19 protein-coding genes and 1 riboswitch are annotated in these 24,024 nt (G+C 44.8%); of the genes, 11 read left to right on the forward strand and 8 right to left on the reverse strand.

The window, feature by feature from the left end; genetic code table 11:
• The 5 genes from dnaA (at position 1) to OCU46_RS00025 (ending at position 7,075) form a co-directional block, all read left to right on the forward strand.
• On the forward strand, positions 1-1,404 hold the full coding sequence (gene dnaA / locus OCU46_RS00005) for a chromosomal replication initiator protein DnaA (RefSeq protein ID WP_141273364.1): 1,404 nt from the start codon (positions 1-3) through the stop codon (positions 1,402-1,404).
• 15 nt (positions 1,405-1,419) lie between these two features.
• Positions 1,420-2,520 (forward strand): DNA polymerase III subunit beta, encoded by a 1,101-nt coding sequence (gene dnaN / locus OCU46_RS00010; RefSeq protein WP_141273366.1) that lies wholly within the window; start codon positions 1,420-1,422, stop codon positions 2,518-2,520.
• A gap of 4 nt (positions 2,521-2,524) precedes the next feature.
• Complete coding sequence (recF, locus tag OCU46_RS00015) at positions 2,525-3,607, forward strand: DNA replication/repair protein RecF (RefSeq protein ID WP_141273368.1); 1,083 nt, start codon at positions 2,525-2,527, stop codon at positions 3,605-3,607.
• A 273-nt stretch (positions 3,608-3,880) separates the two neighbouring features.
• Positions 3,881-6,298 (forward strand): DNA topoisomerase (ATP-hydrolyzing) subunit B, encoded by a 2,418-nt coding sequence (gene gyrB / locus OCU46_RS00020; RefSeq protein ID WP_141273370.1) that lies wholly within the window; start codon positions 3,881-3,883, stop codon positions 6,296-6,298.
• Between the two features lie 324 nt (positions 6,299-6,622).
• A complete protein-coding gene (locus OCU46_RS00025) occupies positions 6,623-7,075 on the forward strand; it encodes an Hsp20 family protein (protein ID WP_141273372.1) in 453 nt (150 codons plus the stop codon).
• Between the two features lie 54 nt (positions 7,076-7,129).
• On the opposite strand, the gene OCU46_RS00030 is transcribed toward OCU46_RS00025, so the two are convergent.
• Positions 7,130-9,073, reverse strand: a complete 1,944-nt coding sequence (locus OCU46_RS00030) for a winged helix-turn-helix domain-containing protein (RefSeq protein ID WP_141273374.1) — start codon at positions 9,071-9,073, stop codon at positions 7,130-7,132.
• A gap of 138 nt (positions 9,074-9,211) precedes the next feature.
• On the opposite strand from OCU46_RS00030, the gene OCU46_RS00035 reads away from it, so the two are divergent.
• Both OCU46_RS00035 and OCU46_RS00040 read left to right on the forward strand, forming a co-directional pair.
• Positions 9,212-9,733 (forward strand): hypothetical protein, encoded by a 522-nt coding sequence (locus tag OCU46_RS00035; protein ID WP_141273376.1) that lies wholly within the window; start codon positions 9,212-9,214, stop codon positions 9,731-9,733.
• A gap of 15 nt (positions 9,734-9,748) precedes the next feature.
• The gene (locus OCU46_RS00040) at positions 9,749-10,105 is read left to right on the forward strand and encodes a group I truncated hemoglobin (RefSeq protein WP_141273377.1); all 357 of its coding nucleotides are present in this window, start codon (positions 9,749-9,751) and stop codon (positions 10,103-10,105) included.
• A 63-nt stretch (positions 10,106-10,168) separates the two neighbouring features.
• Here OCU46_RS00040 and OCU46_RS00045 read toward each other — a convergent pair whose 3' ends face one another.
• From OCU46_RS00045 to glyQ, 3 genes are all read right to left on the reverse strand, one after another.
• Positions 10,169-11,428, reverse strand: coding sequence for a valine--pyruvate transaminase (locus OCU46_RS00045; protein ID WP_141273379.1), 1,260 nt, complete (start codon positions 11,426-11,428; stop codon positions 10,169-10,171).
• A gap of 128 nt (positions 11,429-11,556) precedes the next feature.
• Positions 11,557-13,623, reverse strand: coding sequence for a glycine--tRNA ligase subunit beta (gene glyS, locus OCU46_RS00050; RefSeq protein WP_141273381.1), 2,067 nt, complete (start codon positions 13,621-13,623; stop codon positions 11,557-11,559).
• A 2-nt stretch (positions 13,624-13,625) separates the two neighbouring features.
• Positions 13,626-14,549: a glycine--tRNA ligase subunit alpha gene (gene glyQ / locus OCU46_RS00055; RefSeq protein ID WP_017029817.1), complete on the reverse strand. Its 924-nt coding sequence runs from the start codon at positions 14,547-14,549 to the stop codon at positions 13,626-13,628.
• Between the two features lie 187 nt (positions 14,550-14,736).
• Positions 14,737-14,911: riboswitch (yybP-ykoY riboswitch) on the forward strand.
• A gap of 14 nt (positions 14,912-14,925) precedes the next feature.
• Between glyQ and OCU46_RS00060 the strand changes: the two genes are divergently transcribed.
• Positions 14,926-15,480 carry a TMEM165/GDT1 family protein gene (locus OCU46_RS00060; RefSeq protein ID WP_141273384.1) on the forward strand — a complete coding sequence of 185 codons (555 nt, stop codon included), beginning with the start codon at positions 14,926-14,928 and terminating at the stop codon, positions 15,478-15,480.
• Positions 15,481-15,689: 209 nt separating this feature from the next.
• On the opposite strand, the gene tusA is transcribed toward OCU46_RS00060, so the two are convergent.
• Positions 15,690-15,938 (reverse strand): sulfurtransferase TusA, encoded by a 249-nt coding sequence (gene tusA / locus OCU46_RS00065; RefSeq protein ID WP_141273386.1) that lies wholly within the window; start codon positions 15,936-15,938, stop codon positions 15,690-15,692.
• Between the two features lie 296 nt (positions 15,939-16,234).
• Here tusA and OCU46_RS00070 point away from each other — a divergent pair, with 296 nt between their 5' ends.
• Positions 16,235-17,176, forward strand: a complete 942-nt coding sequence (locus tag OCU46_RS00070; RefSeq protein ID WP_141273388.1) for a LysR family transcriptional regulator — start codon at positions 16,235-16,237, stop codon at positions 17,174-17,176.
• 46 nt (positions 17,177-17,222) lie between these two features.
• Here the strand turns inward: OCU46_RS00070 and acuI are convergent, their stop codons facing one another.
• The 3 genes from acuI to fadB all read right to left on the reverse strand — a co-directional run bounded on the left by acuI (position 17,223) and on the right by fadB (position 21,738).
• Positions 17,223-18,206 carry an acrylyl-CoA reductase (NADPH) gene (gene acuI / locus OCU46_RS00075; RefSeq protein WP_141273390.1) on the reverse strand — a complete coding sequence of 328 codons (984 nt, stop codon included), beginning with the start codon at positions 18,204-18,206 and terminating at the stop codon, positions 17,223-17,225.
• 176 nt (positions 18,207-18,382) lie between these two features.
• Positions 18,383-19,546 carry an acetyl-CoA C-acyltransferase FadA gene (fadA, locus tag OCU46_RS00080; RefSeq protein ID WP_141273392.1) on the reverse strand — a complete coding sequence of 388 codons (1,164 nt, stop codon included), beginning with the start codon at positions 19,544-19,546 and terminating at the stop codon, positions 18,383-18,385.
• Positions 19,547-19,566: 20 nt separating this feature from the next.
• Entirely contained in the window at positions 19,567-21,738 is a 2,172-nt protein-coding gene (gene fadB, locus OCU46_RS00085) for a fatty acid oxidation complex subunit alpha FadB (protein WP_141273394.1), read from the reverse strand.
• A gap of 197 nt (positions 21,739-21,935) precedes the next feature.
• On the opposite strand from fadB, the gene OCU46_RS00090 reads away from it, so the two are divergent.
• Together OCU46_RS00090 and OCU46_RS00095 are read left to right on the forward strand one after the other, a co-directional pair.
• Positions 21,936-22,553: a YigZ family protein gene (locus OCU46_RS00090; RefSeq protein WP_017029824.1), complete on the forward strand. Its 618-nt coding sequence runs from the start codon at positions 21,936-21,938 to the stop codon at positions 22,551-22,553.
• A gap of 7 nt (positions 22,554-22,560) precedes the next feature.
• Positions 22,561-24,018, forward strand: a complete 1,458-nt coding sequence (locus OCU46_RS00095; RefSeq protein WP_141273396.1) for a TrkH family potassium uptake protein — start codon at positions 22,561-22,563, stop codon at positions 24,016-24,018.
• The last annotated feature ends 6 nt before the right edge of the window (positions 24,019-24,024 follow it).

Genomic DNA, 24,024 nt, shown 5'->3' on the forward strand with positions numbered 1-24,024 from the left:
GTGTCATCTTCGCTTTGGACTCAATGTTTGCAGCAACTTCAGGAAGAACTTCCTGCAACCGAATTCAGCATGTGGGTGCGTCCGCTCCAAGCTGAGTTAAGTGGTAACACACTGACCTTATTTGCCCCAAATCGATTCGTATTGGATTGGGTTCGCGATAAGTACATCAACAGCATCAATCGTCACCTGCAAGAATTCTGCGATAACGATATCCCTAGCCTCAGATTTGAGGTGGGCAGTAAGCCTGTTTCTGCACCGCCACCAGCGGCTAAAAAGTCGGCCGCTGATGTTGCTGCTGAGTTTTCTGCGCCTGCGCAATTAGCACGACGTAGACCTGTGCATAAAACCTGGGATAACGATAGTGATGTGTCTGACATTACCTACCGCTCTAACGTGAATGTGAAGCACCGCTTCAATAATTTCGTTGAGGGTAAATCGAACCAGTTGGGTTTAGCTGCTGCACGACAAGTGTCTGACAACCCTGGCGCTGCCTATAACCCATTGTTCCTATATGGTGGAACGGGTTTGGGTAAGACTCACCTTTTGCATGCCGTAGGTAATGCCATTGTAGATAACAAGCCAAATGCCAAAGTGGTGTACATGCACTCTGAGCGTTTTGTGCAAGATATGGTTAAAGCTCTGCAAAACAATGCGATAGAAGAATTTAAGCGTTATTACCGAAGCGTCGATGCCTTGCTAATCGATGACATTCAATTCTTTGCGAACAAAGAACGTTCCCAAGAAGAGTTTTTCCATACCTTTAATGCGCTATTAGAAGGCAACCAACAAATTATCCTTACCTCGGACCGTTATCCTAAAGAGATTACCGGGGTTGAAGATCGTCTAAAGTCTCGCTTCGGCTGGGGCTTGACGGTGGCAATTGAGCCACCAGAGCTTGAGACTCGTGTTGCTATCTTGATGAAGAAGGCTGAAGACCATCAGATTCATTTAGCTGATGAAGTGGCATTCTTTATTGCTAAGCGCCTGCGTTCAAATGTTCGTGAGCTTGAAGGGGCGTTGAACCGTGTTATCGCGAATGCGAATTTCACTGGTCGTCCTATCACTATCGATTTTGTTCGTGAAGCGCTGCGTGATTTATTGGCACTTCAAGAGAAGCTCGTCACCATAGACAACATTCAAAAGACCGTCGCGGAATACTACAAGATTAAGGTTGCTGACCTCTTGTCTAAGCGTCGTTCTCGTTCTGTTGCTCGTCCACGTCAATTGGCGATGGCACTAGCAAAAGAGCTTACCAACCACAGCTTGCCTGAAATTGGTGATGCGTTTGGTGGTCGTGACCATACTACGGTACTGCACGCATGCCGTAAGATTGAACAGCTTCGCGAAGAGAGTCATGACATCAAAGAAGACTACTCTAACTTAATCCGTACACTTTCATCGTAATAGGTAATTAATAGAATGAAATTCACTATTAATCGTCAGCTTCTGATCAAGCCCCTGCAACAGGTTTCTGGTGCGCTAGCAGGTCGTCCTGCTTTACCTATTTTGGGCAATGTCTTGCTCAAGGTTGAAAATGGCTTCTTATCTATGACGGCAACTGACCTTGAAGTAGAGTTGATCAGTCAGGTTCAGTTAGAGAATGACTTTGAGCCAGGAAGCATTACCGTACCTTCTCGTAAGTTCTTCGATATCTGTCGTGGACTGCCAGATAATGCGGATATTACCCTTTCACTTGATGCGGAACGCGTAGTTGTTCGTTCTGGTCGAAGCCGTTTTTCTTTAGCGACGCTACCTGCGATCGATTTTCCAAATATTGAAGATTGGCAGTCTGATACAGAACTGACCCTGACTCAGGGTAACCTAAGAGCGTTAATAGAGAAGACGCAATTCTCTATGGCGAACCAAGATGTTCGTTACTACCTCAATGGTATGTTGTTTGACATCGATGGCGATACCTTGCGCTCTGTGGCAACCGATGGTCACCGCATGGCGGTTTCTGAAACAACACTCTCTGACAGCCATCCTCAACAGCAAGTGATTATCCCACGCAAGGGTGTCCTTGAACTGATGAAGATTCTTGATCAGCCAGATGAGTCAGTTACCTTGTTGATTGGTTCTTCAAACATTCGAGCAAGTGTCGCAAACTTTGTGTTCACCTCTAAATTGGTCGATGGGCGTTTTCCTGACTATCGTCGTGTAATGCCACAAAATACCACTAAGACAGTGATTGCAGATTGTGAAGACTTACGCCAAGCATTTTCACGTGCCGCTATTCTTTCAAACGAAAAATTCCGTGGTGTGCGAGTGAATCTGTCGAGTGGCACTATGCAGATCACAGCTAACAACCCTGAGCAAGAAGAAGCACAAGAAGTGGTTGATGTTGATTATCAAGGCGATGACCTAGAGATTGGCTTCAACGTTAGCTATGTGTTGGATGTATTAAACGCAGTGCGTTGTGAGAAGGTATCCCTTTCTATGTCTGATGCGAATGCGAGTGCCTTGATTGAGAATGCTGAAGACTCAAGCGCTCAATACGTGGTAATGCCGATCCGTCTATAACGGTATGCCTCTTACTCGTCTTGTTATTAAACAGTTTCGAAATATTGAAGCCTGCGATGTTAGCCCATCGCCAGGCTTTAATTTTCTTATAGGGGCTAACGGCAGCGGTAAAACCAGCTTGCTAGAGGCCATCTACCTACTTGGGCACGGTCGCTCATTTAAAAGCTCGATTACCGGTCGCATTATTCAGCATGATTGCGGTGAATTGTTTGTCCATGGCAGATTGCAGAACCCACAGCAGTTTGAACTCCCTATTGGTATTAACAAGCGTCGTGATGGCAGTACAGAGGTTAAGATCTCTGGTGAGTCAGGGCAAAAGCTCGCTGAGCTTGCCAAGGTGTTGCCTTTACAGCTGATTCACCCAGAAGGCTTTGATTTACTTACCGATGGACCGAAACACCGCCGCGCATTTATTGATTGGGGAGTGTTTCATTGCGAACCTCAGTTTTATGAAGTGTGGGGGCGAATAAAGCGCCTTAACAAGCAGCGCAATGCCTTACTAAAAACAGCCAGTAGTTATCGAGAGTTGCGTTACTGGGATCAGGAACTAGCTAAACTGGCTGAAATGATTTCCACTTGGCGCGCCCAGTATGTGGCGCAGCTAAAAGAAGTGGCAGAACCACTGTGTAAGGATTTCCTCTCAGAGTTTGATGTTTCTATCTCTTTTTACCAAGGGTGGGAGAAAGGAGCAGATTATGCCGAATTATTGGAAAGAAATTTCGAGAGAGATCAGCACCTTGGCTATACTTTTAGTGGACCAAATAAGGCTGACTTAAAAATTAGGGTCAAGGGTACGCCAGTTGAAGATATCCTGTCTCGTGGACAACTAAAATTATTGGTATGTGCACTGCGAGTTGCCCAAGGCCAACACCTAACAAAGTTAACCGAAAAACAGTGCATATACCTCATCGATGACTTTGCATCAGAGCTTGATAGTCAACGAAGAGCACGCTTAGCAGACTGCTTAAAGGAAACTGGAGCACAAGTATTTGTAAGCTCTATTACAAAAAGCCAAATTGATGAAATGAACAGCGAAAATAGCAAGATGTTTCATGTGGAACGTGGCAAAATAGAGCTAGTAGAATAGGGGGTTTATTATGCGTCGACCCCTTTGTTGTAGCTGAGCAAATTATACAAATTTGACGAAAAATCGAGATTTAAGCCAATGAGGGATGAAAGCCCCTCAAATAATAGGTTTAGGTCTTACAATGCTACTTTAACGGCTAGGTATTTTAGATTCCTAGCGTAGTAGAACATATTCAATATAGATGGCTATTATCGGTATTTACGAGCTCACCAAAGCGTCACTTTGGTTTGGCCGTAACATGGATGATACATAGACCCAAATAGAGAGTAACTCATGGCAGAAAATTACGATTCATCGAGTATTAAAGTACTAAAAGGCCTAGATGCGGTTCGTAAGCGTCCAGGTATGTACATAGGTGACACAGACGACGGAACAGGTCTTCACCATATGGTATTCGAGGTAGTGGATAACTCTATTGATGAAGCGCTAGCAGGTCACTGTAACGACATCATAGTTACCATCCATGACGACGATTCTGTTTCTGTTCGAGACGATGGTCGTGGTATCCCGACTGAAATGCACGAAGAAGAACAAGTGTCTGCTGCAGAGGTTATCATGACCGTTCTGCACGCCGGTGGTAAGTTTGACGATAACTCGTACAAGGTATCGGGCGGTCTTCACGGCGTAGGTGTTTCAGTTGTAAACGCATTGTCTAAGCAAGTTACTCTGACGATTCAGCGTGGCGGTCAAATTCATACTCAAACTTATCACCATGGTGAGCCTCAAGCACCATTGGCGGCAGTAGGTGAAACTGATAAAACGGGTACAGAAATCCGTTTTTGGCCAAGCGAAGATACCTTCTCTAATATTGAGTTCCACTACGATATCCTAGCTAAGCGACTACGTGAGTTATCTTTCCTTAACTCCGGCGTATCGATCAAATTAGTTGATGAGCGTGAAGAAGATAAATCTGATCACTTCATGTTTGAAGGTGGTATTCAAGCGTTTGTTGACCACCTAAATACCAACAAAACACCTATCATCCAAAAAATCTTCCACTTTGATAGTGAGCGTGAAGATGGCATCAGTGTTGAAGTGGCTATGCAGTGGAACGATGGCTTCCAAGAGAATATCTTCTGCTTCACTAACAACATTCCTCAGCGTGATGGTGGTACTCACTTAGCGGGTTTCCGTTCAGCGTTGACGCGTACTCTTAACACTTTCATGGATAAAGAAGGTTTTTCTAAGAAAGCCAAAGCAGCAACATCTGGTGATGATGCGCGTGAAGGTTTGACTGCGGTTATCTCAGTTAAGGTTCCAGATCCGAAATTCTCAAGCCAAACTAAAGACAAGCTTGTTTCGTCTGAGGTGAAGTCTGCCGTTGAATCTGCAATGGGTGAGAAGCTATCTGAGTTTCTAGTTGAGAACCCAGGTGAAGCGAAAATAGTGTGTGGCAAGATCATTGATGCAGCGCGAGCTCGTGAAGCAGCGCGTAAAGCACGTGAGATGACTCGTCGTAAAGGCGCATTAGATTTAGCAGGTCTGCCAGGTAAACTAGCAGATTGCCAAGAGAAAGACCCAGCGCTTTCTGAACTATACATAGTGGAGGGTGACTCTGCGGGCGGTAGTGCTAAGCAGGGTCGTAACCGTAAGAACCAAGCGATTCTTCCACTTAAAGGTAAGATTCTAAACGTTGAGAAGGCACGTTTCGACAAGATGCTTTCTTCTCAAGAAGTGGCGACACTGATTACTGCACTTGGCTGTGGTATCGGTCGTGACGAGTACAACCCAGATAAGTTGCGCTACCACAACATCATCATCATGACCGATGCCGATGTGGATGGTTCACACATCCGTACCCTACTGCTGACCTTCTTCTACCGTCAAATGCCTGAGCTTATTGAGCGTGGCTACATCTACATCGCTCAGCCACCACTTTACAAAGTGAAGAAGGGTAAGCAAGAGCAATACATTAAAGATGAAGACGCGATGACTCAGTACCAAACGGCACTGGCTTTGGATAACGCTGCATTGTATGTAAACCCAGAAGCTCCGGCTCTTTCTGGTGAGCCTCTAGAGGCTCTTGTGACTCAGTTTAACCAAGCAACTAAGCTAGTTGAGCGTATGGCTCGCCAACTACCAAAATCGCTGGTGGAAGAGTTCATTTATGTACCTCGTTTGACAGCCGAAGAGTGCCAAGACGAAGCTCTAGTAACCGCTTGGGGTGAGCGTTTAGTCTCTCAACTTAATGCTAAAGAAGTGGGTGCTAGCCAGTACAGTCTTGAGGTTGAAAAACACGCAGAGCTGAACGTATGCCTACCTAAGGTTGTAGTACGTACTCACGGTGTTCATTACGAATATGTGGTTAGCCTAGAACTACTTGCGACAAAAGAGTACGACAAGTTGGCATCACTTTCCGATGCACTTGATGGTCTTCTTGAGGAAGGTGCTTATGTGAAGCGTGGTGAGCGTACTGCACAAGTCACCACTTTCCAAGAAGTTCTTGAGTGGCTAACTAAAGAGTCTCGTCGTGGTCTTTCACTACAGCGTTACAAAGGTCTAGGTGAAATGAACCCAGATCAGCTTTGGGAAACAACCATGGACCCAGACACTCGTCGTATGATGCAGGTGACTATTGAAGACGCTGTGGGTGCAGACCAGTTGTTCACCACTCTAATGGGTGACCACGTAGAACCGCGCCGTCGCTTCATCGAAGATAATGCCCTGAAAGTAGCGAACCTAGACGTTTAATCACGATTAGCTCGCGGATAATTATTTAGAAAGCACTGCCATTTTGGTAGTGCTTTTTTCTTATCTAACATTATGAAAAATAGATAAATTTAAAATTTTTTCAAATTAATCCCTTGAAACAGATTTTGCTCATCCTTATATCTAGTTGTGAAGAGGATGCCTGATGGGTCTTCTGAACCGCTTAACTCGCTTCGCTCAAGAGAGGAAGGACAGAGAAAAGCACACAACTTAAATCTGTTGAACCCATGTCCGAGATGGAATGGAAACAACACCCTTAACTCGCCACTCTGAGTTAAGGCTATTGCTAATGAATAGGATAGTATTATGAGAACTGTAGATTTCACTCCTTTGTACCGCAACGCTATTGGCTTTGATCGTCTGTTTAACATGATGGAAGCATCATCAGCTAAGAACACTTCCGCGGGATACCCTCCATACAACATCGAACAGCAAGATGAAAACAACTACCGTATCACTATGGCAGTAGCTGGCTTTGCTGACGATCAGTTGGATATTACTCAAAAAGAAAACGTGCTAATCGTGCGTGGTGAGCGTCAAGCTGAAGAAGGTAAAAAGTACATTTACCAAGGTATTGCTGAGCGTGATTTTGAGCGTAAATTCCAATTGGCTGACTACGTAAAAGTGGTTGGTGCGACAATGGAAAATGGTTTGCTTCATATCGATCTGCAAAGAGAGATTCCAGAAGCAATGAAGCCTCGTAAGATCGCTATCAATGGTAGCAAACTTATTGAGAGCAATGCTGACTCAGCAGAGTAAGTTAGCGACAGAACAAAGCAGTGAAAGAGCGCCTAAGGCGCTCTTTTTTATTGCTTAGGTGTCAGAAATGAATCGATAGCCGGTGCCTCTGACAGATTGAATGAGTTTTGAGTGGTTGCCCAGCTTTCTTCTTAATGAGCGTATTATCGTATCCACGACATTACTCGAACCATCGTGTTTAATTCCCCATACTTCTTTAAGTAAAAGTTTTCGTGAGACGACTTCTTCCTGGTGTGAGATTAATAAAGCTAGAGTCTCAAACTCCAAAGGTGTTAGGTTGATTTGAGAGTCATTAATGCGGATCTGTCTTGCATTAACGTCAAACCATGCTGGAGATGCCTGGATGGATTCTTGACTACTGAGCTCATGCAGTAATCGTTTAGAGACCCAACCGTTGACGGATTCTTCTCCCATATCGAGCATTGCTGAGTAATAAGTTTTGTCACCAATTTCAACTTTCATATCAAGGACTTGAAATCCCAACTCTAGAGCCGCTGGAGCATAGGGCTGGAGGTCTTGGAGTGTGAGATATACTCGTTTTAGCTGTGGCCTCATTTCTAAATAGATTCGTTTTATATCAAGCCAACATGCAGCTTGCACACCACTTAATGACTCACCTTTGTCTAGAGATAACCATCGGCGGATAAAGATGTGTTCTGCACTGCAGTCTTGCGTCACAGTCTGATTTAAATGGGTAACCCAAGCCTTGGTGATAGGATCATCATTGAGCTGGTGGGCAAGTATTTCTGTGGTTTTTAATAAGCAATAGAATCCGACAATCTGCCCTTGTGTATTTTTCACACAATGGAAAGCATTAATATGTTTACACCACCAGTGTTCATAGAGAGATAAAGCCTGCATGGGCTCGTGCTTTGTCACAATATCCATCACCTTTGACTTATCCGCCTCGCATGCAGCTTCAATACTGTATTCACGTCGGTCGTTGGGAGGAAAGAAAGCGTTACGAATAACGTTATTTTCTACCAGATAGATGATATCGGCAGTGTATCTCCACATTTGACCCAAACTTGCGACCTTAAGCTCTGAGCGGATCTGTTGGCTTGCCCTATGACGAAAGAGGCTAAACTGCTGTGGTGAGCGAGATTTTAGGTCTGAGCTCAACGTCTTTTTGAGCACCTCATGTAAGCTTAAACCATCTTCATTAACCTCTACGAAATCGATGAGGGTTAAATCCTCGTACAGCTTTCTGGCTTGGGTGTCAGTACAAAGCAGCATAGCTTTAAGTAATGGCTCCGTCATGCGTCTGATGATCGAGCAAGCGAGTAAGGCTTGCTGTAGCTCTTTATCGCTAACGTCTTCAATAAAAAACCGGACTAAGGAATGAATGATATTGTTAGGAGGCTGTTCACTGAGTTGGCGCTGTGGGCGCTCTAATACTGCATTACTGGCTAATCGCAATGCAAGAGGGTGGCCATTAGCAAATTGGTTGATTCCCAATGCGACACCCGTCGAATGCCCCTGACTCTGTAAGAATTGCATTGATTCATTAAAGGATAAACACTCTAGTTTTAGGCTGAGGTAGTGAAGCTCGCCCGTAGGGTTGATTATCCATTGGCTTGCGGGAACGAGTCGACCACAAAAAATGATCTTAATTTTGTCTAAAAGCGCAGGCATACACTCTTGTCTAAGCCATGATTCAATCAAATTTATTGACTCAAATTGGTCAAGCAACAAAACCGGTAAACTTTGATTGGGCGCTAAATCTAGAGCGGCAGAGATAGCGCTTAGACTTTCATCATGGCTATTGGTTATCTGTTGAAGATATTGAAGAAACGCTCTTGGCGTTGGTTCTATCTGTTGGCAATTGAGCTTAAAGCAGCGATCTGGATAGAGAGTCGCGAATTGGTTGAGTAAGGTACTTTTCCCCACACCAGCGATCCCGTATACACCAATAACATCAGGGCCGTTGCACTGCATACTTTGAGCTAAGAAACTGAGTTCTCTGGATCGGGTCTCATTGATGACTGCTATATCCATAGTCCTTGCCTAGGTGAGGGTGATAAGTGTACCTATTCACGTTACTTCATGTAAATCTCATTAAATCCTCATAATTATAGTTGCTATCAAACTTTATCTTTATAGATGTCTTTGAGCGGTGAAATGTGAGGAGTTCCTATGAGTAAATTACTGGTTAGCCTACTGCTAGGGGGCTATTTGATTAGCTTTAATGTCAGCGCTACGGATAAAAAGATACAGCAAGCTGAGAGTGCTGCGCATAGCGATTTAAGCTCAAAAGCAACTATCCTTGATACAGACGGTAAAGTCCTGAGAGAGGGAAGCCCACACTGGCATTGTGTTCCTGGTGTACCGGTTATACCTGGTGACATGCATCCAATGTGTAATGATGCGGTATGGTCAGAGTTGCTTAAGGCTGCAGCTCTAGGACAGCCGTTTGAAACCGATCGTATTGGTATTTCATACATGATGCAGGGCGATGCTTATGTGAGTAATTCCAACCCAGCTGCAACCGATCCTGATAATGGTGACGTATGGGTAAAAGAGGGGCCTCACTTGATGATTGTTGTGCCCAAAGAGCTTCTCAAGGGCATCAGTGATGACCCTTTTAATGGCGGTCCCTATGTTATGTGGAAGGATACCCCTTACGCTCACATTATGGTGCCAATCAAGAACAAATAATTAAGGAACAGAGTTATGTCGACATTATATGAGAGACTGGGCGGTTCAGACTCTATTACTCAAATATCGAGTGATATTGTAGACCTTCATCTTGCCAATAAAGCGATCAGCACTCGGTTTGCCAATTCTGAATTATCGCGCCTAAAGCAATCGGTAGCAGAGTTCTTTATAACGGGCACAGGAGGCCCAAATCTGTATAAGGGAAAAGATATGCTTGCCGTGCATAAAGGAATGAATATCTCTGCTGTTGAGTTTGTTGCGGTTTTGGATGATGCGCTAGCTGCGATGAATAAGAATGGTGTCGGGCAGAGAGAGCAAGAAGAAGTGCTATTTGTTCTCTATAGTATGCGTTCAGATGTCATATTGGTTTAATTATAATAAACGACGATGACCCTCTTTGGTGATCGTCGTTTATCTATTATCGATAACTCATTATCAGTTGCGATAAGCCTTTTCGACTTCTTCAGCGATGATTTGGATTCCCTTTTGCATATCCTCATCATTTTGTACGTAGTTCATTCTCAAGCATTGGTGAGAGTGATCCCACAGGTCTTCTTGACCAAAGAAGAAGTACTCACCTGGAACAATTAAAACCCCTCTAGCTTTCAGGCGCTTGTACAGTTCCATTGTGGTAATCGGTAATTCATCAAACCATAGCCAAAGGAACATTGCTCCTTCGGGTTTATGGATCCTAAATCTAGGATCGGTAATGGCAGATTGCAGCAGGGATACCGCTCGTATTGATTTTTGTTGATAGAAAGGCTTGATGACGTCGTCGCTCAATCGCAATAGATCATTTGACTCAATCATATGTTGAGCCACAGCTGGACCAATACTGCCAGGGGCTAATCCAATGATGCCATTGATATTGGTTAAGGCTTGTGTAGTTTCCTCATTCGCGATTACGATACCGCATCGTAGACCCGGTAAACCTAGCTTGGAGAGACTCATACATAATATGGTGTTGTCGTTCCAAAATGGTGTCGCCTCTTCAAATACGATATTAGGGAATGGGGTGCCATAGGCATTGTCTAATATCAGAGGAATATTATGCTTACGTGCCAATTCATCGAGCTTGTAAACCTCTTCATCGGTCAGTAGGTTTCCAGTTGGGTTAGTTGGTCTAGATGCGCAAATGGCCGCGACAGATTCATCAATTTTCAGCTGTGAGAAATCTACGTGATACTTAAATTGTCTATCGTCTAGCAACTCAATCTCAGGCTTATAAGAGATAAAGATGTCGTCTTCAATACCAGAGTCACAATATCCAATATACTCGGGTGCTAGTGGCAGTAGTATTTTCTTATGGCTGCCATCTGGCTGCTTACCTGCGAGCAGGTTAAAGAGATAAAAGAATGCACTTTGACTGCCGTTGGTCAGAGAGATATTTTTTTCACTAATCTCCCAGCCATAGGTCTCTCTGAGTAGCTTTGCCAAACCTTTTACAAAGGTGTCTTTGCCTTGTGGACCGTCATAGTTGGCCATGGCAGAAACCAGTTCTCCATTTGCGAGCATTTGAGCCGTTACTTCTGAGAAATAGTCCAATACTTCAGGAATAGCCGCAGGGTTACCACCACCAAGCATCAAGGCGCCAGGCGTACGCAGGCCATCATTGAGATCACCCATTAATTGAGTGATGCCTGAGTTACGGTTAAATTTCTCACCGAATTTTGAATAGGTTTTCGAAGAAGACATGCTAGGCCCTGACTATTTCTAAAAAGTATAGGAAGAGACAAACCTTAGCCTAGAGATAGGGGGTTACTCAATAGCTGGAATAACTATTTGCAAAGAAAAAGCCCAGCGAGAGCTGGGCTTTAAAAGGATTATTTCTGCAGAAGAGAAATATCAGCAATCTGCAAGAACAGGTTACGCAGTTTATTCAGTAGCGTTAAGCGGTTCTTTTTCAATGCTTCGTCATCGGCCATAACCATAACGTTATCGAAGAAAGCATCAACAGGCTCACGAAGATCGGCAAGCTTGCTTAGGGCTTGTTGGTAGTTACCCGTTGCAAACGCAGGCTCTAGTGCTTCAGCCATAACTTCAACATTTTCTGCTAGAGCTTTCTCTGCATCTTCTTGTAGAAGCGCAAGGTCGATCTCTTCAGCTAGCTCACCATCGAATTTCGCTAGGATATTACCTACGCGCTTGTTCGCTGCCGCTAGTGCCTCTGCCGCTTCAAGGTCACGGAAGTGAGATACTGCTTTAACACGTTGATCGAAATCAGCAGGTTTAGTTGGGCGACGAGCCAGTACTGCTTGGATGATATCAATACTGAAGCCAGCATCTTGATACCAAGCACGGAAACGACCTAGCATGAAGTCGATGACATCTTGCTCAACGTTGTCGTTAGTTAGCTTGGTACCAAACTGGATCTTAGCTTCACGAATAAGGTCAACAAGGTCTAGGTTGTAGCCATTTTCTACGATGATACGCAACACACCTAGAGATGCGCGACGCAGTGCAAATGGGTCAGAGCCCTTAGGTGCTTGACCAATACCAAAGATACCTACAATAGTATCTAGCTTGTCAGCCATAGCGACGGCTGAAGAAATACCAGTGCTAGGTAGATCGTCACCCGCAAAGCGAGGCATGTACTGCTCGTAAAGAGCCAGTGCTACTTGCTCATCTTCACCGTCATGAGTTGCATAGTGCATGCCCATTACGCCTTGGGTATCGGTAAATTCGAATACCATAGAGGTCATAAGGTCACATTTAGCCAGTAGGCCAGCACGCGTTGCTTTCTCAACATCGGCATCAATTTGCTTAGCAATGTATCCTGCTAGTGCTGTGATACGGTCTGTTTTATCTTTGATCGTACCCAGTTGCTTTTGGAATACCGCTTGTTCTAGCTCAGGAAGACGGTCGATCAACGGACGCTTACGGTCAGTGTTGAAGAAAAACTCTGCGTCAGCGAGACGAGGGCGAACAACCTTTTCGTTGCCTTCGATAACGTGGCGAGGTTCTTTTGACTCGATGTTAGAAACAAAGATGAAGTTTGGTAGAAGCTTCTTGTTTTCATCGTAAACAGGGAAGTACTTTTGGTCGCCCTTCATGGTGTAAACCAAAGCTTCAGAAGGCACCTTTAGGAATTCTTCTTCAAATTTCGCAGTCAGTACAACCGGCCACTCAACCAGAGACGTCACTTCTTCTACCAGGTCATCTTCCAGGTCAGCAATACCGCCAACAGCTGCCGCAGCTTTTTGAGAGTCAGCTAGGATGATCGCTTTACGCGCATCGTAATCCGCCATTACTTTACCGCGCTCTTCTAGAATCGCAGGGTATTGCTCTGCCGAGTCGATAGTGAACTCTTGCTCACCCATAAAGCGGTGACCACGAATAGTGCGGTCAGAAGCTACGCCAAGGATCTCACCTTGAATAAGCTCGCTACCCATTAACATAGTCAGTGTTTTTACTGGACGAATAAACTGAGTGGTTTTGTCGCCCCAACGCATTGGCTTAGCGATAGGTAAGTTAGACAGTGCTTTAGCGGCTAGATCAACAACGATATCAGTTGTTGCTTGACCTTTTACTTCCTGCTTAAACAGTAGCCATTCACCTTTGTCTGTTTTAAGGCGCTCAGCTTGGTCAACGGTAATACCGTTGCCGCGTGCCCAGCCTTGTGCTGCTTTTGTTGCATTGCCTTCAGCGTCGAATGCAACAGAGATTGCAGGACCGCGTTTCTCTACTACTTTGTCAGCTTGGCCTTCAGCTAGAGCTGAAACCTTAAGTGCTAGACGACGAGGAGCGGCATACCATTTAATACCTTCATGAGTCAGACTTGCGTCTTTAAGCTCAGCTTCGAAGTTTGCAGAAAATGCTTCAGCAAGAGTACGAAGCTGTGTTGGTGGTAGCTCTTCAGTACCCAGTTCAATTAGAAATTCTTTTGCCATGATTACTTCTCCTCACCTTGTTTTTTACACATAGGGAAGCCAAGTGCTTCACGCGATGCATAGTATGCTTCTGCAACTGCTTTCGTCAGATTGCGGATGCGGAGGATGTAGCGTTGGCGCTCTGTTACAGAGATAGCTTTACGCGCATCAAGAATGTTGAATGCGTGGCCAGCTTTTAGAATACGCTCATAAGCAGGAAGCGGTAATGGCTTCTCTAGCTCTAGGAGTTCTTTACACTCTTTTTCACATTGGTCGAAGAATGTGAATAGGAAATCAACGTCAGCGTGTTCGAAGTTGTAAGTGGATTGCTCTACTTCGTTTTGGTGGAAAATATCACCGTAGGTCACGTTAGAGCCATCAGGAGCAACGTTCCATACTAGGTCATAAACAGAGTCTACTTCTTGAATGTACATCGCTAGACGTTCGATACCGTAAGTGATTTCACCGGTAACAGGCTTACATTCAAGACCACCTACTTGCTGGAAGTAGGTAAACTGAGTCACTTCCATGCCGTTTAGCCAAACTTCCCAGCCAAGACCCCAAGCACCCAGTGTTGGGTTTTCCCAGTTGTCTTCTACGAAACGAATATCGTGAACTAATGGATCGATACCAAGTACTTCAAGTGAGCCAAGGTACAACTCCTGAATATTATCTGGAGAAGGCTTTAAAGCTACTTGGAATTGATAGTAGTGCTGCAGGCGGTTTGGGTTCTCACCATAGCGTCCATCAGTTGGACGACGAGATGGCTGAACGTATGCCGTAGACATTGGCTCTGGGCCAAGTGCACGCAGACATGTCATTGGGTGAGAGGTGCCAGCACCTACTTCCATATCTAACGGTTGAACAATAGTACAACCGTTTTGAGCCCAATAATCCTGCAGCGCGAGGATCATTCCCTGGAAGGTTTTGATATCGTATTTTTGCATAGTCGTTTCGCGCGATTCTTTTGTCTGAAAATGAAATAACTTCAAATTATACCCATGAATTGCGATGGGGAGTAGCGAAAAAAGCATCAATACCGCGTTGAGAGGGGCTTTAACAGCAAGAAGGTGGCTTATCTTGCTTTTTATGGGGTAATTGGTGCTTGATTCTCACCTAGTGGATGACTAAAATCCTCGCATCTTTGGGGAGTAGCTTACCGTGGCAATCAATTGTCCGGTTCGTCCGTCAACATAATTGATGCAAAATCATCATGGCGTTCGAGACACTTGTTTAGCAAGACCTTAGATAAGTATCATGAACCTAGGTGGGGGAGTGAGACTTGTCTATTGTTTGTTATCCCCCACCTCTAGAGAGAACCCTTTGAGCGTATTAGCCATTTCTATCACCACCGTTGCCTTAGCGGAAATTGGTGATAAAACCCAACTTTTATCTCTGCTTTTGGCCAGCCGTTATCGCAAGCCTTTGCCTATTATTGCTGCCATTTTTCTAGCAACCATAGCTAACCATGCGGTAGCCGCTTGGCTTGGCGTACTTGTCTCTGATTTGTTGAGTCCGTCGATTCTAAAGTGGGTTGTTGTTGCAAGCTTCATCGCAATGGCGTTATGGGTGCTAATCCCAGATAAGTTGGATGAGGATGAGTCGATATCCAACAAAGGACCATTTGTTGCCACCTTTATTGCTTTTTTCGTTGCAGAGATTGGAGATAAGACTCAGATAGCAACCTCAATTTTAGGGGCGCAATATGCAGATGCGTTGATGATGGTTGTGCTTGGTACGACGATTGGAATGTTACTTGCGAATGTACCGGTTGTGATTATTGGTAAGTTATCGGCAGAGCGTTTGCCATTGGCAATGATTAGAAAGGTAACTGCTGCACTGTTTGCAATACTTGCAGTAAGCGCAGCCATTTATTAGGGCCTGTTGACCTTTTGAGTTGATTTTTGTAACGATTTGTTTAAATACCCAACAAAGCGCTACCCGAAGGGCTCGGCCAGAAGCCATTTACTCGTCGTTGAGCGTCTTTTGCTTAGATGACTAGGCGGCAAAACACTCGCCTTGATTAAATGGCTTCTGGTCGAGCAAAATTTAATCGCAAAAGGTCAACAGGCCCTAGAGAGACGAGATTAAGCCAGCCCTTTTTTAATCAGGTATTGAAATGGGGCTGTGTCGGTTTTTTCCGCTATGAGTTGATGATCCATGAAGCGACAGAAGCTTGGAATATCACGCACAGTAGAAGGGTCATCTGCTTTAACTAGCAATACTTCGCCATCTTGCATGTTACGAATGGTTTTTCTGACCATCATAACGGGCTCTGGGCAGCGTAAACCTTCTGCCTCTAGGATGTGATTTGCAACTTCTGGATTAAACGACATAGCTTCCTCTCCCAAAAAATGAGACCGCGATCATACTCGAGTATAAAAAATATTCAATATCAACTTGGCAATCTTAAGTTCAGGGTGTATTGTTAATTTAACTTAGATTTAACAACTTGATAACAGTCAGGTTGAGCAGATATTCCGACACTATCCCTTTTTCTTGGGCTTCCCCGCACTCCGATGCGGGATTTTTTTGTCTAAAATTCAGTATCCTACCCAAACCGGTTATTTGTAAACACGAATTGACTTAGCTGATACTATAAACAATAAGCTTTGTTGGTGTTTGAGGTTACATGGAACTAGAAGATATTTATCGCAGAGATCTTAATCTACTTATAGCCTTACGGGTTTTGGTAGAAGAGGGAAGTGTGAGTCGAGCAGCCCTTAGGCTCAATCTCAGTCAATCGGCGATGAGTCGCGTTTTAGGGCGACTAAGAGAGCTGTTAAATGATCCATTGTTTACTCGCAATGGACAAAACCTCATAGCCACAGAAAAAGCGTTATTAATCAATGAGCAGATTCAGTTCCCGCTAGAAGCGATAAGGGATCTGCTTACTCCTACGGACTTTGACCCCTCAATGTGCACGCAACGCTTTGTAGTGGCGACGACGGACTATGCAATGCAAACCATACTGCCGTTTGCTTTGCCTAAGATCTATGAAGAAGCGCCGAATATATCCTTGGACTTTCAACCACTGCAGCACGACAACATCTACCATCAATTGACCGCAGAAAGAGCGGATATGGCGATCTGCCGACCTGTTTCCGAAATAGAACCATTACGCAGAGAGGTGCTAGGTAAAGTGGGCGTTACCTGCCTGCTATCAAAGCACCATCCTTTAGTGGATAAGCCTCTGACGATTAATGATTTTTTGACCCTGCCGCATGCCATGATAGCAATAAGCGATGGTGTTAAATCCTTGATTGATGAGAGCTTGAAGCCTCATGGCTCAATGAATTTGATAATGCGTGCTTATCACCTAGAGGCAGCACTAGCGATTGTGGATCGGCTACCTTTGGTGATTACTGTTCCTGCCGATTTAGCTTATCTAGTATCAGAAAGACATGACTTAGTGATCAAGCCGTTGCCATTTGAATTTATCCCCTTTGATTATTCTCTTATCTGGCACTCGAGATGCGACACCTCACCAGCGCAAAAGTGGCTAAGAGGAATACTGAAAAAGGAATGTGGAAGGTTAATAGAAAAGAGGGTTATGGACTTAGGGTTGGAGTAAGCCAGCGAATCTCTTCACTGGCTTATAGAGTGCTGCCCCCAGCAATCTAACTTACTTTAATCACAACGCGACCCGTAATTTGGCCATTGGTGATGTCATTGGCTGCTTGAATTGCATCTTCAAGGTTGATGAGCTTAGTTGCTTGCTCGAAGTATGATGCAGGAAGCAGTTCCACTAAACGTTCCCAAGCTTGAATGCGTTTTTCTCTTGGGCACATTACTGAATCAACGCCTTGCAAGCGTACATTACGTAAGATAAACGGCATAACCGATGTTGGAAGGTCGAAACCGCCAGCCAAACCACATGCTGCCACTACACCGTTGTAGTTAGTCTGTGCCAATACTTTTGCCAGCATATTGCTACCTACAGTATCTACTGCAGCAGCCCATACTTGGCGCTCTAGTGGTTTTGCAGGTTCTGCAAATTCAGAGCGTTCAACGATGCGAGACGCACCTAGACTTGTGAGTAAATCACCGTTTTGAGAAGCACGGCCTGTTACCGCAGCAACAGAATACCCAAGTTGGTTTAGTAGGGTTACAGCTACGCTACCTACACCACCACTAGCACCTGTTACTAGAACCTCACCGTCTTCAGGTTTTACGCCACCATCAACGATGGCTTGTACACAAAGCATTGCCGTGAAACCCGCAGTACCAATACTCATGGCTTGCTGACCAGATAAACCCTCTACCAGTGGTACTAGCCAATCACCTTTAAGGCGTGCTTTCTCTGACATGCCGCCCCAATGGTTTTCACCTACGCCCCAGCCAGTTAGTACTACTTTGTCACCAGCTTGGTAGCGAGCGTCTTCAGAAGTTGTCACTGTACCGACTAGATCGATGCCCGGAACCATAGGGAAGTTACGAATGATTTTGCCCTTACCTGTAATCGCTAGACCATCTTTGTAGTTTAGAGATGAGTAATCTACCGCGATTTCCACATCACCTTCTGGTAATAGTGATTCATCAACTTGCTCGATAGCAGCAAGGGTTTTTTTGTCTTCTTGGTTCAGAACAAGTGCTTTAAACATTAGTAACTCCAAAGGGTTAACGTTCTTAATTGCTGATAAGTGTAGAGAAGATTGGCGGATAAAAAAAATGATTTGTTATCATTATAAATATGCGTTTTGTGCATTAATTATGGTTGATTTATGATCTGAGTGGTAGTGCGACTCCAGACAATACTAGAGTCGCCTTTAGAAGGGGGCTATGGTCGTTCAAATACGGTTGCGATGCCTTGGCCTAAACCAATACACATAGTCGCTAAGCCATATTTCGCATCTTTACTCTCCATTAAATTAATCAATGTTGTAGAGATTCGAGCACCAGAACAGCCTAATGGATGTCCAAGGGCAATAGCACCACCATTGAGGTTAACCTTTTCGTCCATTACCTCAAGCAGTCCAAGGTCCTTGGCTACCGGAAGTGCCTGTGCCGCAAAGGCTTCGTTAAGCTCTACTACGTCCATATCGGCAATGGTTAGCCCTGCACGCTTTAGAGCTTTCTTAGTTGCCGGAACAGGGCCGTATCCCATTGTGGCTGGATCGCAGCCAGCAATCGCCATTGATTTAACCTTGGCTCGAATAGTCAGGCCAAGCTCGTTAGCTTTTTCTTCACTCATTACCAGCATTGCTGAAGCCCCATCCGACAGAGCTGATGATGAGCCCGCGGTTACCGTACCATTAGCGGGATCAAAAACAGGCCTCAGTTGCGATAGTCCCTCTACGGTGGTTTCGGGACGAATTACCTCATCGTAGTCGAGTGAAATGAGAGAACCATCTGCAGCGTGTGCTTCAGTGGCATAGATCTCTGACTTAAATGCACCGCTGAGGGTAGCTTGGTGAGCTCTCGCATGCGAGCGAGCCGCAAATTCGTCCTGCTGCTGTCTTGGTATACCGTGCAGCTTACCCAGCATTTCGGCAGTAAGCCCCATCATACCGGAAGCTTTAGCGACACTCTTACCCAAACCATCATGGAAGTCGACGCCATGATTCATAGGGACGTGGCCCATGTGCTCAACACCGCCAATGATGCAAATATCAGCATCGCCCACCATGATAGAGCGACTGGCATCATGCAGCGCCTGCATCGAAGAACCGCATAGTCTATTTACTGTCACCGCTCCAATTTCAATAGGGAGGCCAGCAAGTAGAGAGGCGTTTCTGGCAATATTGAAGCCTTGTTCAAGGGTTTGTTGCACACAGCCCCAATAAATATCTTCTATTTCACTAGGGTTAACCGCTGGGTTTCTTTTTAGTAGTCCCTTCATCAGGTGAGCCGAAAGTTCTTCTGCTCGAACATGGCGAAAGGCACCGCCCTTAGAGCGTCCCATCGGTGTACGAATGCAATCAACAATTACGACGTTTTTCATTTTCTAATCCCTCTTATTGATTACACGCTGGTGGCTTGTTGGTTTGCGTAAAAGCTATCGCCAGAGTCGGCCATTGAGTAAAGCAGAGTTGGTGCTTTATACAGTGGGCCTAACGATTGATATTGTTCACATAGCGCTAGATAGTTTTTGATTCCTAAGCTGTCTAGGTAACGGAATACGCCTCCCCTGAATGGTGGGAATCCTAGGCCATATACCAGAGCCATATCGGCTTCTTGTGGCGAGGCAATAATGTTTTCCTCAAGACACAGTACAACCTCGTTGATCATTGGAATCATCATACGATGGAGCACCTCTTCATCACTGAATTGCTGATTAGGTGCATTTAGAGTTGCTAAGTACTCACTAACCTCAGGGTTGAAGTACTTCTTAGGTTTACCTTTTCTATCCGGTTGATACTCGTAGAAGCCTGCCCCATTTTTTTGCCCGTAGCGTTTTTGTTCAAACAGTACATCAATGGCATCAGTACCTTGCTTAGCCATTCGTTCTGGGAAACCACTGGCCATAACTTGCTGGGCATGATGCGCCGTATCTAGTCCAACAACGTCTAGCAAATAGGCAGGTCCCATTGGCCATCCAAATTGACGCTCCATCACTTTATCGACATGCTGAAAGTCAGCACCATCGTTAACTAACTGACTAAATCCATTGAAATATGGGAATAGAACACGGTTAACAAAGAATCCAGGGCAATCATTGACCACTATGGGTGATTTACCCATTTTGGCGGCATAAGCCACAACGCGATTAATGGTCTCGTCAGAGGTTTTCTCACCACGAATAATTTCCACCAGAGGCATTCGATGCACGGGGTTAAAGAAGTGCATGCCGCAGAAGTTTTCTGGGCGTTCCAATGATTTCGCTAGAAGTTTAATAGGAATGGTGCTGGTGTTAGAGGTAATTACCGCATCTTTGTCTGCGTGTTGTTCGACCTCAGCCAATACACTTGCTTTGACTTTTGGGTTTTCAACAACGGCTTCAATGATGACATCGGATTGCTCAATACCTGCGTAGTGAAGGCTTGGTGTAATAGAGGTGAGAACTTTAGCCACTTTATCAGGTTTAATACGTCCTCTTTGTAGACGGCTATTCAGTAACTTTGAGGCTTCATCCAAGCCTAGATCTAAAGAGGGCTGTGCAATGTCCTTCATTAATACAGGAACGCCTTTGAGTGCGGATTGGTAGGCAATACCACCACCCATAATGCCGGCGCCAAGCACTCCTGCTCGCTGTGTGGGTTTATCTGAAGCTTTAGCGGCTTTTTTAGCGAGTCCCTTTATATATTGATCATTGAGGAATAACCCGACGAGCGAGGTCGCGACCTCTGTTTGAGTCAGAGTAATGAAGTTTTCTCTTTCTATATCGAGTGCTTCATCACGAGCAAATCTAGCGGCACTTTCAATGGTTTTAACGGCCATCATTGGTGCGGGATAGTGAGGGCCTGCCTTTTGAGCAACAAGTCCTTTAGCTGTTGTAAAGCTCATCATTGCTTCTAGTTTCCCTAGGCTTAATGGTGAGGTTTTTTGTTTGCGACGATCTTGCCAATCGATGGCACCACGGTTGGCATCATGTATAAGTGAAACAGCAGAATCAAACAGCTTATCTGTGTCTACGATGGCATCTATTAAACCTATTTTTAGTAATTGTTCCGCTCGCTTTGAGCTTCCAGCAGTAATAATTTCCATTGCGCTGTCAGCACCAATGAGACGCGGCAGTCGAACCGTTCCACCAAACCCTGGCATGATGCCTAGTTTGGTTTCCGGTAGCCCAATGTTGGCTGTCTTATCCGCTAAGCGAAAATCTGTAGCTAAAATGGCTTCACAACCGCCACCAAGAGCATGCCCTCTAATGACTGAAATGGTGGGAACAGGCAAGTCTTCAAGGTTATTAAAGATGGAATTAGCGAACTGCAACCACTGACTTAACTCTTCTTTTGGCTTAGCAAATAGTCCAAGAAACTCTGTAATGTCAGCACCAACGATAAAGGCATCTTTATCACTCGTAACAATCACACCCTTGAGGCCTTGAAGTTGTTGTAGTGATTTAATGCCAATATCTAGAGATTCTAGTGTTTTGAGGTCTAGTTTGTTGACGGAGTTCGCCCCACTAAAGCATATTTCAGCTATGCCATCTTGATGTTGTTTGACCGTGAGGGTCTCTGCTTGATAGATCATCCGTGTTCTCCATGAGTCGGGTCAGCCTTAAAGGCGAGCTAAAGATCGTGGTAAGACCAGTTAAGTTTGACGATATAACAAGCAAAATTCAATACATTTGTTCAACAAGTTGTTAACAAGTGTTGTTCCGGTCACTATTAATCGAAATGCGTTCTCGTGATAAACTCACAGGATTACCTAAATAAAACATAGATCTAATGAACGCCTCTCCTTATCTAATACCCGCAAAATCGACGATTTTTGAAGAAGAGATCAAGAAGAGTCAGTTTATTACCTACTTGGCTCACACTCCGTCTATTGAGCAAGCCAAAGCATTTGTAGATGAAATAAAGGCGAAACATAATGACGCGAGGCACAATTGCTGGGCATTCGTTGCTGGGCGCCCTGAAGACTCAATGAAGTGGGGGTTTAGTGATGATGGTGAGCCTTCTGGTACAGCAGGGAAGCCTATACTGGCTCAGCTGACAGGTTCAGGAGTGGGTGAACTCACTGCAGTAGTGACTCGTTACTATGGTGGTATTCGCTTAGGGACTGGTGGGCTTGTTAAAGCCTACGGTGGAGGGGTTCAACAAGCCCTTAAACTACTAGAGACAATCGAAAAGAAAATCACAACGCAGTTAATAGTAGAGGTTGATTACTCTCTCATATCATTAACTCAGTCTATTATGGCGCAGTACGAGGCAGTGGAAATATCAGCCTCTTACGATATCAAGGCTAAACTGATTGTGGAGATTGAAGTCCTTAATGAAAGTGACTTTATCCAAACCATGACTAACAAAACAGGGGCGAAAGCCTTAGTTTCAAGGATGAGCTAACCCAAGTATGCAGTTTCGTTCCATTATTCGAATAGTAGGTCTGCTACTTGCGCTGTTTAGCGTATCTATGTTGGCACCTGCAGGGGTTGCTCTAATTTACCGAGATGGTGCGGGTGTGCCCTTCGTGGTGACCTTTATCATTTTGTTGATATGTGGCTTTGCCTGCTGGTTCCCCAATCGGCATCATAAGCGAGATTTAAAGGCACGCGATGGCTTCCTTATCGTTGTTTTGTTTTGGACGGTTATCGGCAGTGCTGGTTCGCTTCCTTTCCTCGTTATCGACAATGCGGCAGTAAGTGTTGCCGATGCTTTCTTTGAATCCTTCTCTGCATTAACCACGACCGGTGCCACCGTAATTGTTGGGTTAGATGAACTACCTAAGGCAATGCTTTTTTATCGGCAGTTTTTACAGTGGTTTGGTGGTATGGGGATCATTGTATTAGCGGTGGCTATATTGCCGGTTTTGGGCATCGGTGGCATGCAGCTTTACCGTGCAGAAATACCTGGCCCGGTAAAAGATAGCAAAATGACGCCAAGGATTGCGGAAACGGCTAAGGCGCTTTGGTATATCTATCTGAGCTTAACCGTAGCATGTGCTATTGCATTTTGGATGGCCGGTATGACTTTCTTTGATGCGGTTGGGCATAGTTTTTCTACCATCGCGATTGGGGGGTTCTCTACTCACGATGCGAGTATGGCTTACTTCGATAGCTACGCGGTGAATATGATCACCGTAGTCTTCTTGCTTATCTCTGCATGTAACTACTCTTTGCACTTCGCAGCATTTGCCTCCGGTGGCGTCCATCCTAAATACTATTTAAGAGATCCTGAATTTAGAGCCTTTATAGGTGTTCAGGTCATTCTGTTTGCTATTTGCTTCTTGGTGCTACTCAACCATCATAGTTATGACACTTATTATGAAGCGTTTGACCAAGCCTTGTTCCAGAGTGTGTCCATCTCTACGACAGCCGGATTTACTACTACGGGTTTTGCCGAGTGGCCACTGTTCTTACCTGTGCTTTTACTCTTCTCTTCTTTTATAGGCGGGTGTGCAGGTTCAACGGGTGGTGGTATGAAGGTAATACGAGTATTGCTATTAACGTTGCAAGGATTTCGTGAACTAAAGCGTCTTGTTCACCCTAGAGCCGTATTTACGATCAAACTGGGTAATAAAGCGCTCTCATCGAGAGTCATTGATGCCGTCTGGGGCTTCTTCTCTGCATATGCGTTGGTGTTCGTCATTTGTATGTTAGCGTTGATTGCAACAGGCATGGACGAACTGACAGCATTCTCTGCAGTCGCATCTACATTAAATAACTTAGGCCCTGGTCTGGGCGAAGTGTCACTGCATTATGGTGATATAAGTGACTCTGCGAAATGGGTCTTGGTTGTCTCTATGTTGTTTGGTCGACTAGAGGTCTTCACACTATTGATCCTATTTACTCCTGCATTTTGGAAAAGCTAAAGGAAG

Source organism: Vibrio comitans (assembly GCA_024346835.1).
GTDB lineage: Bacteria > Pseudomonadota > Gammaproteobacteria > Enterobacterales > Vibrionaceae > Vibrio > Vibrio comitans.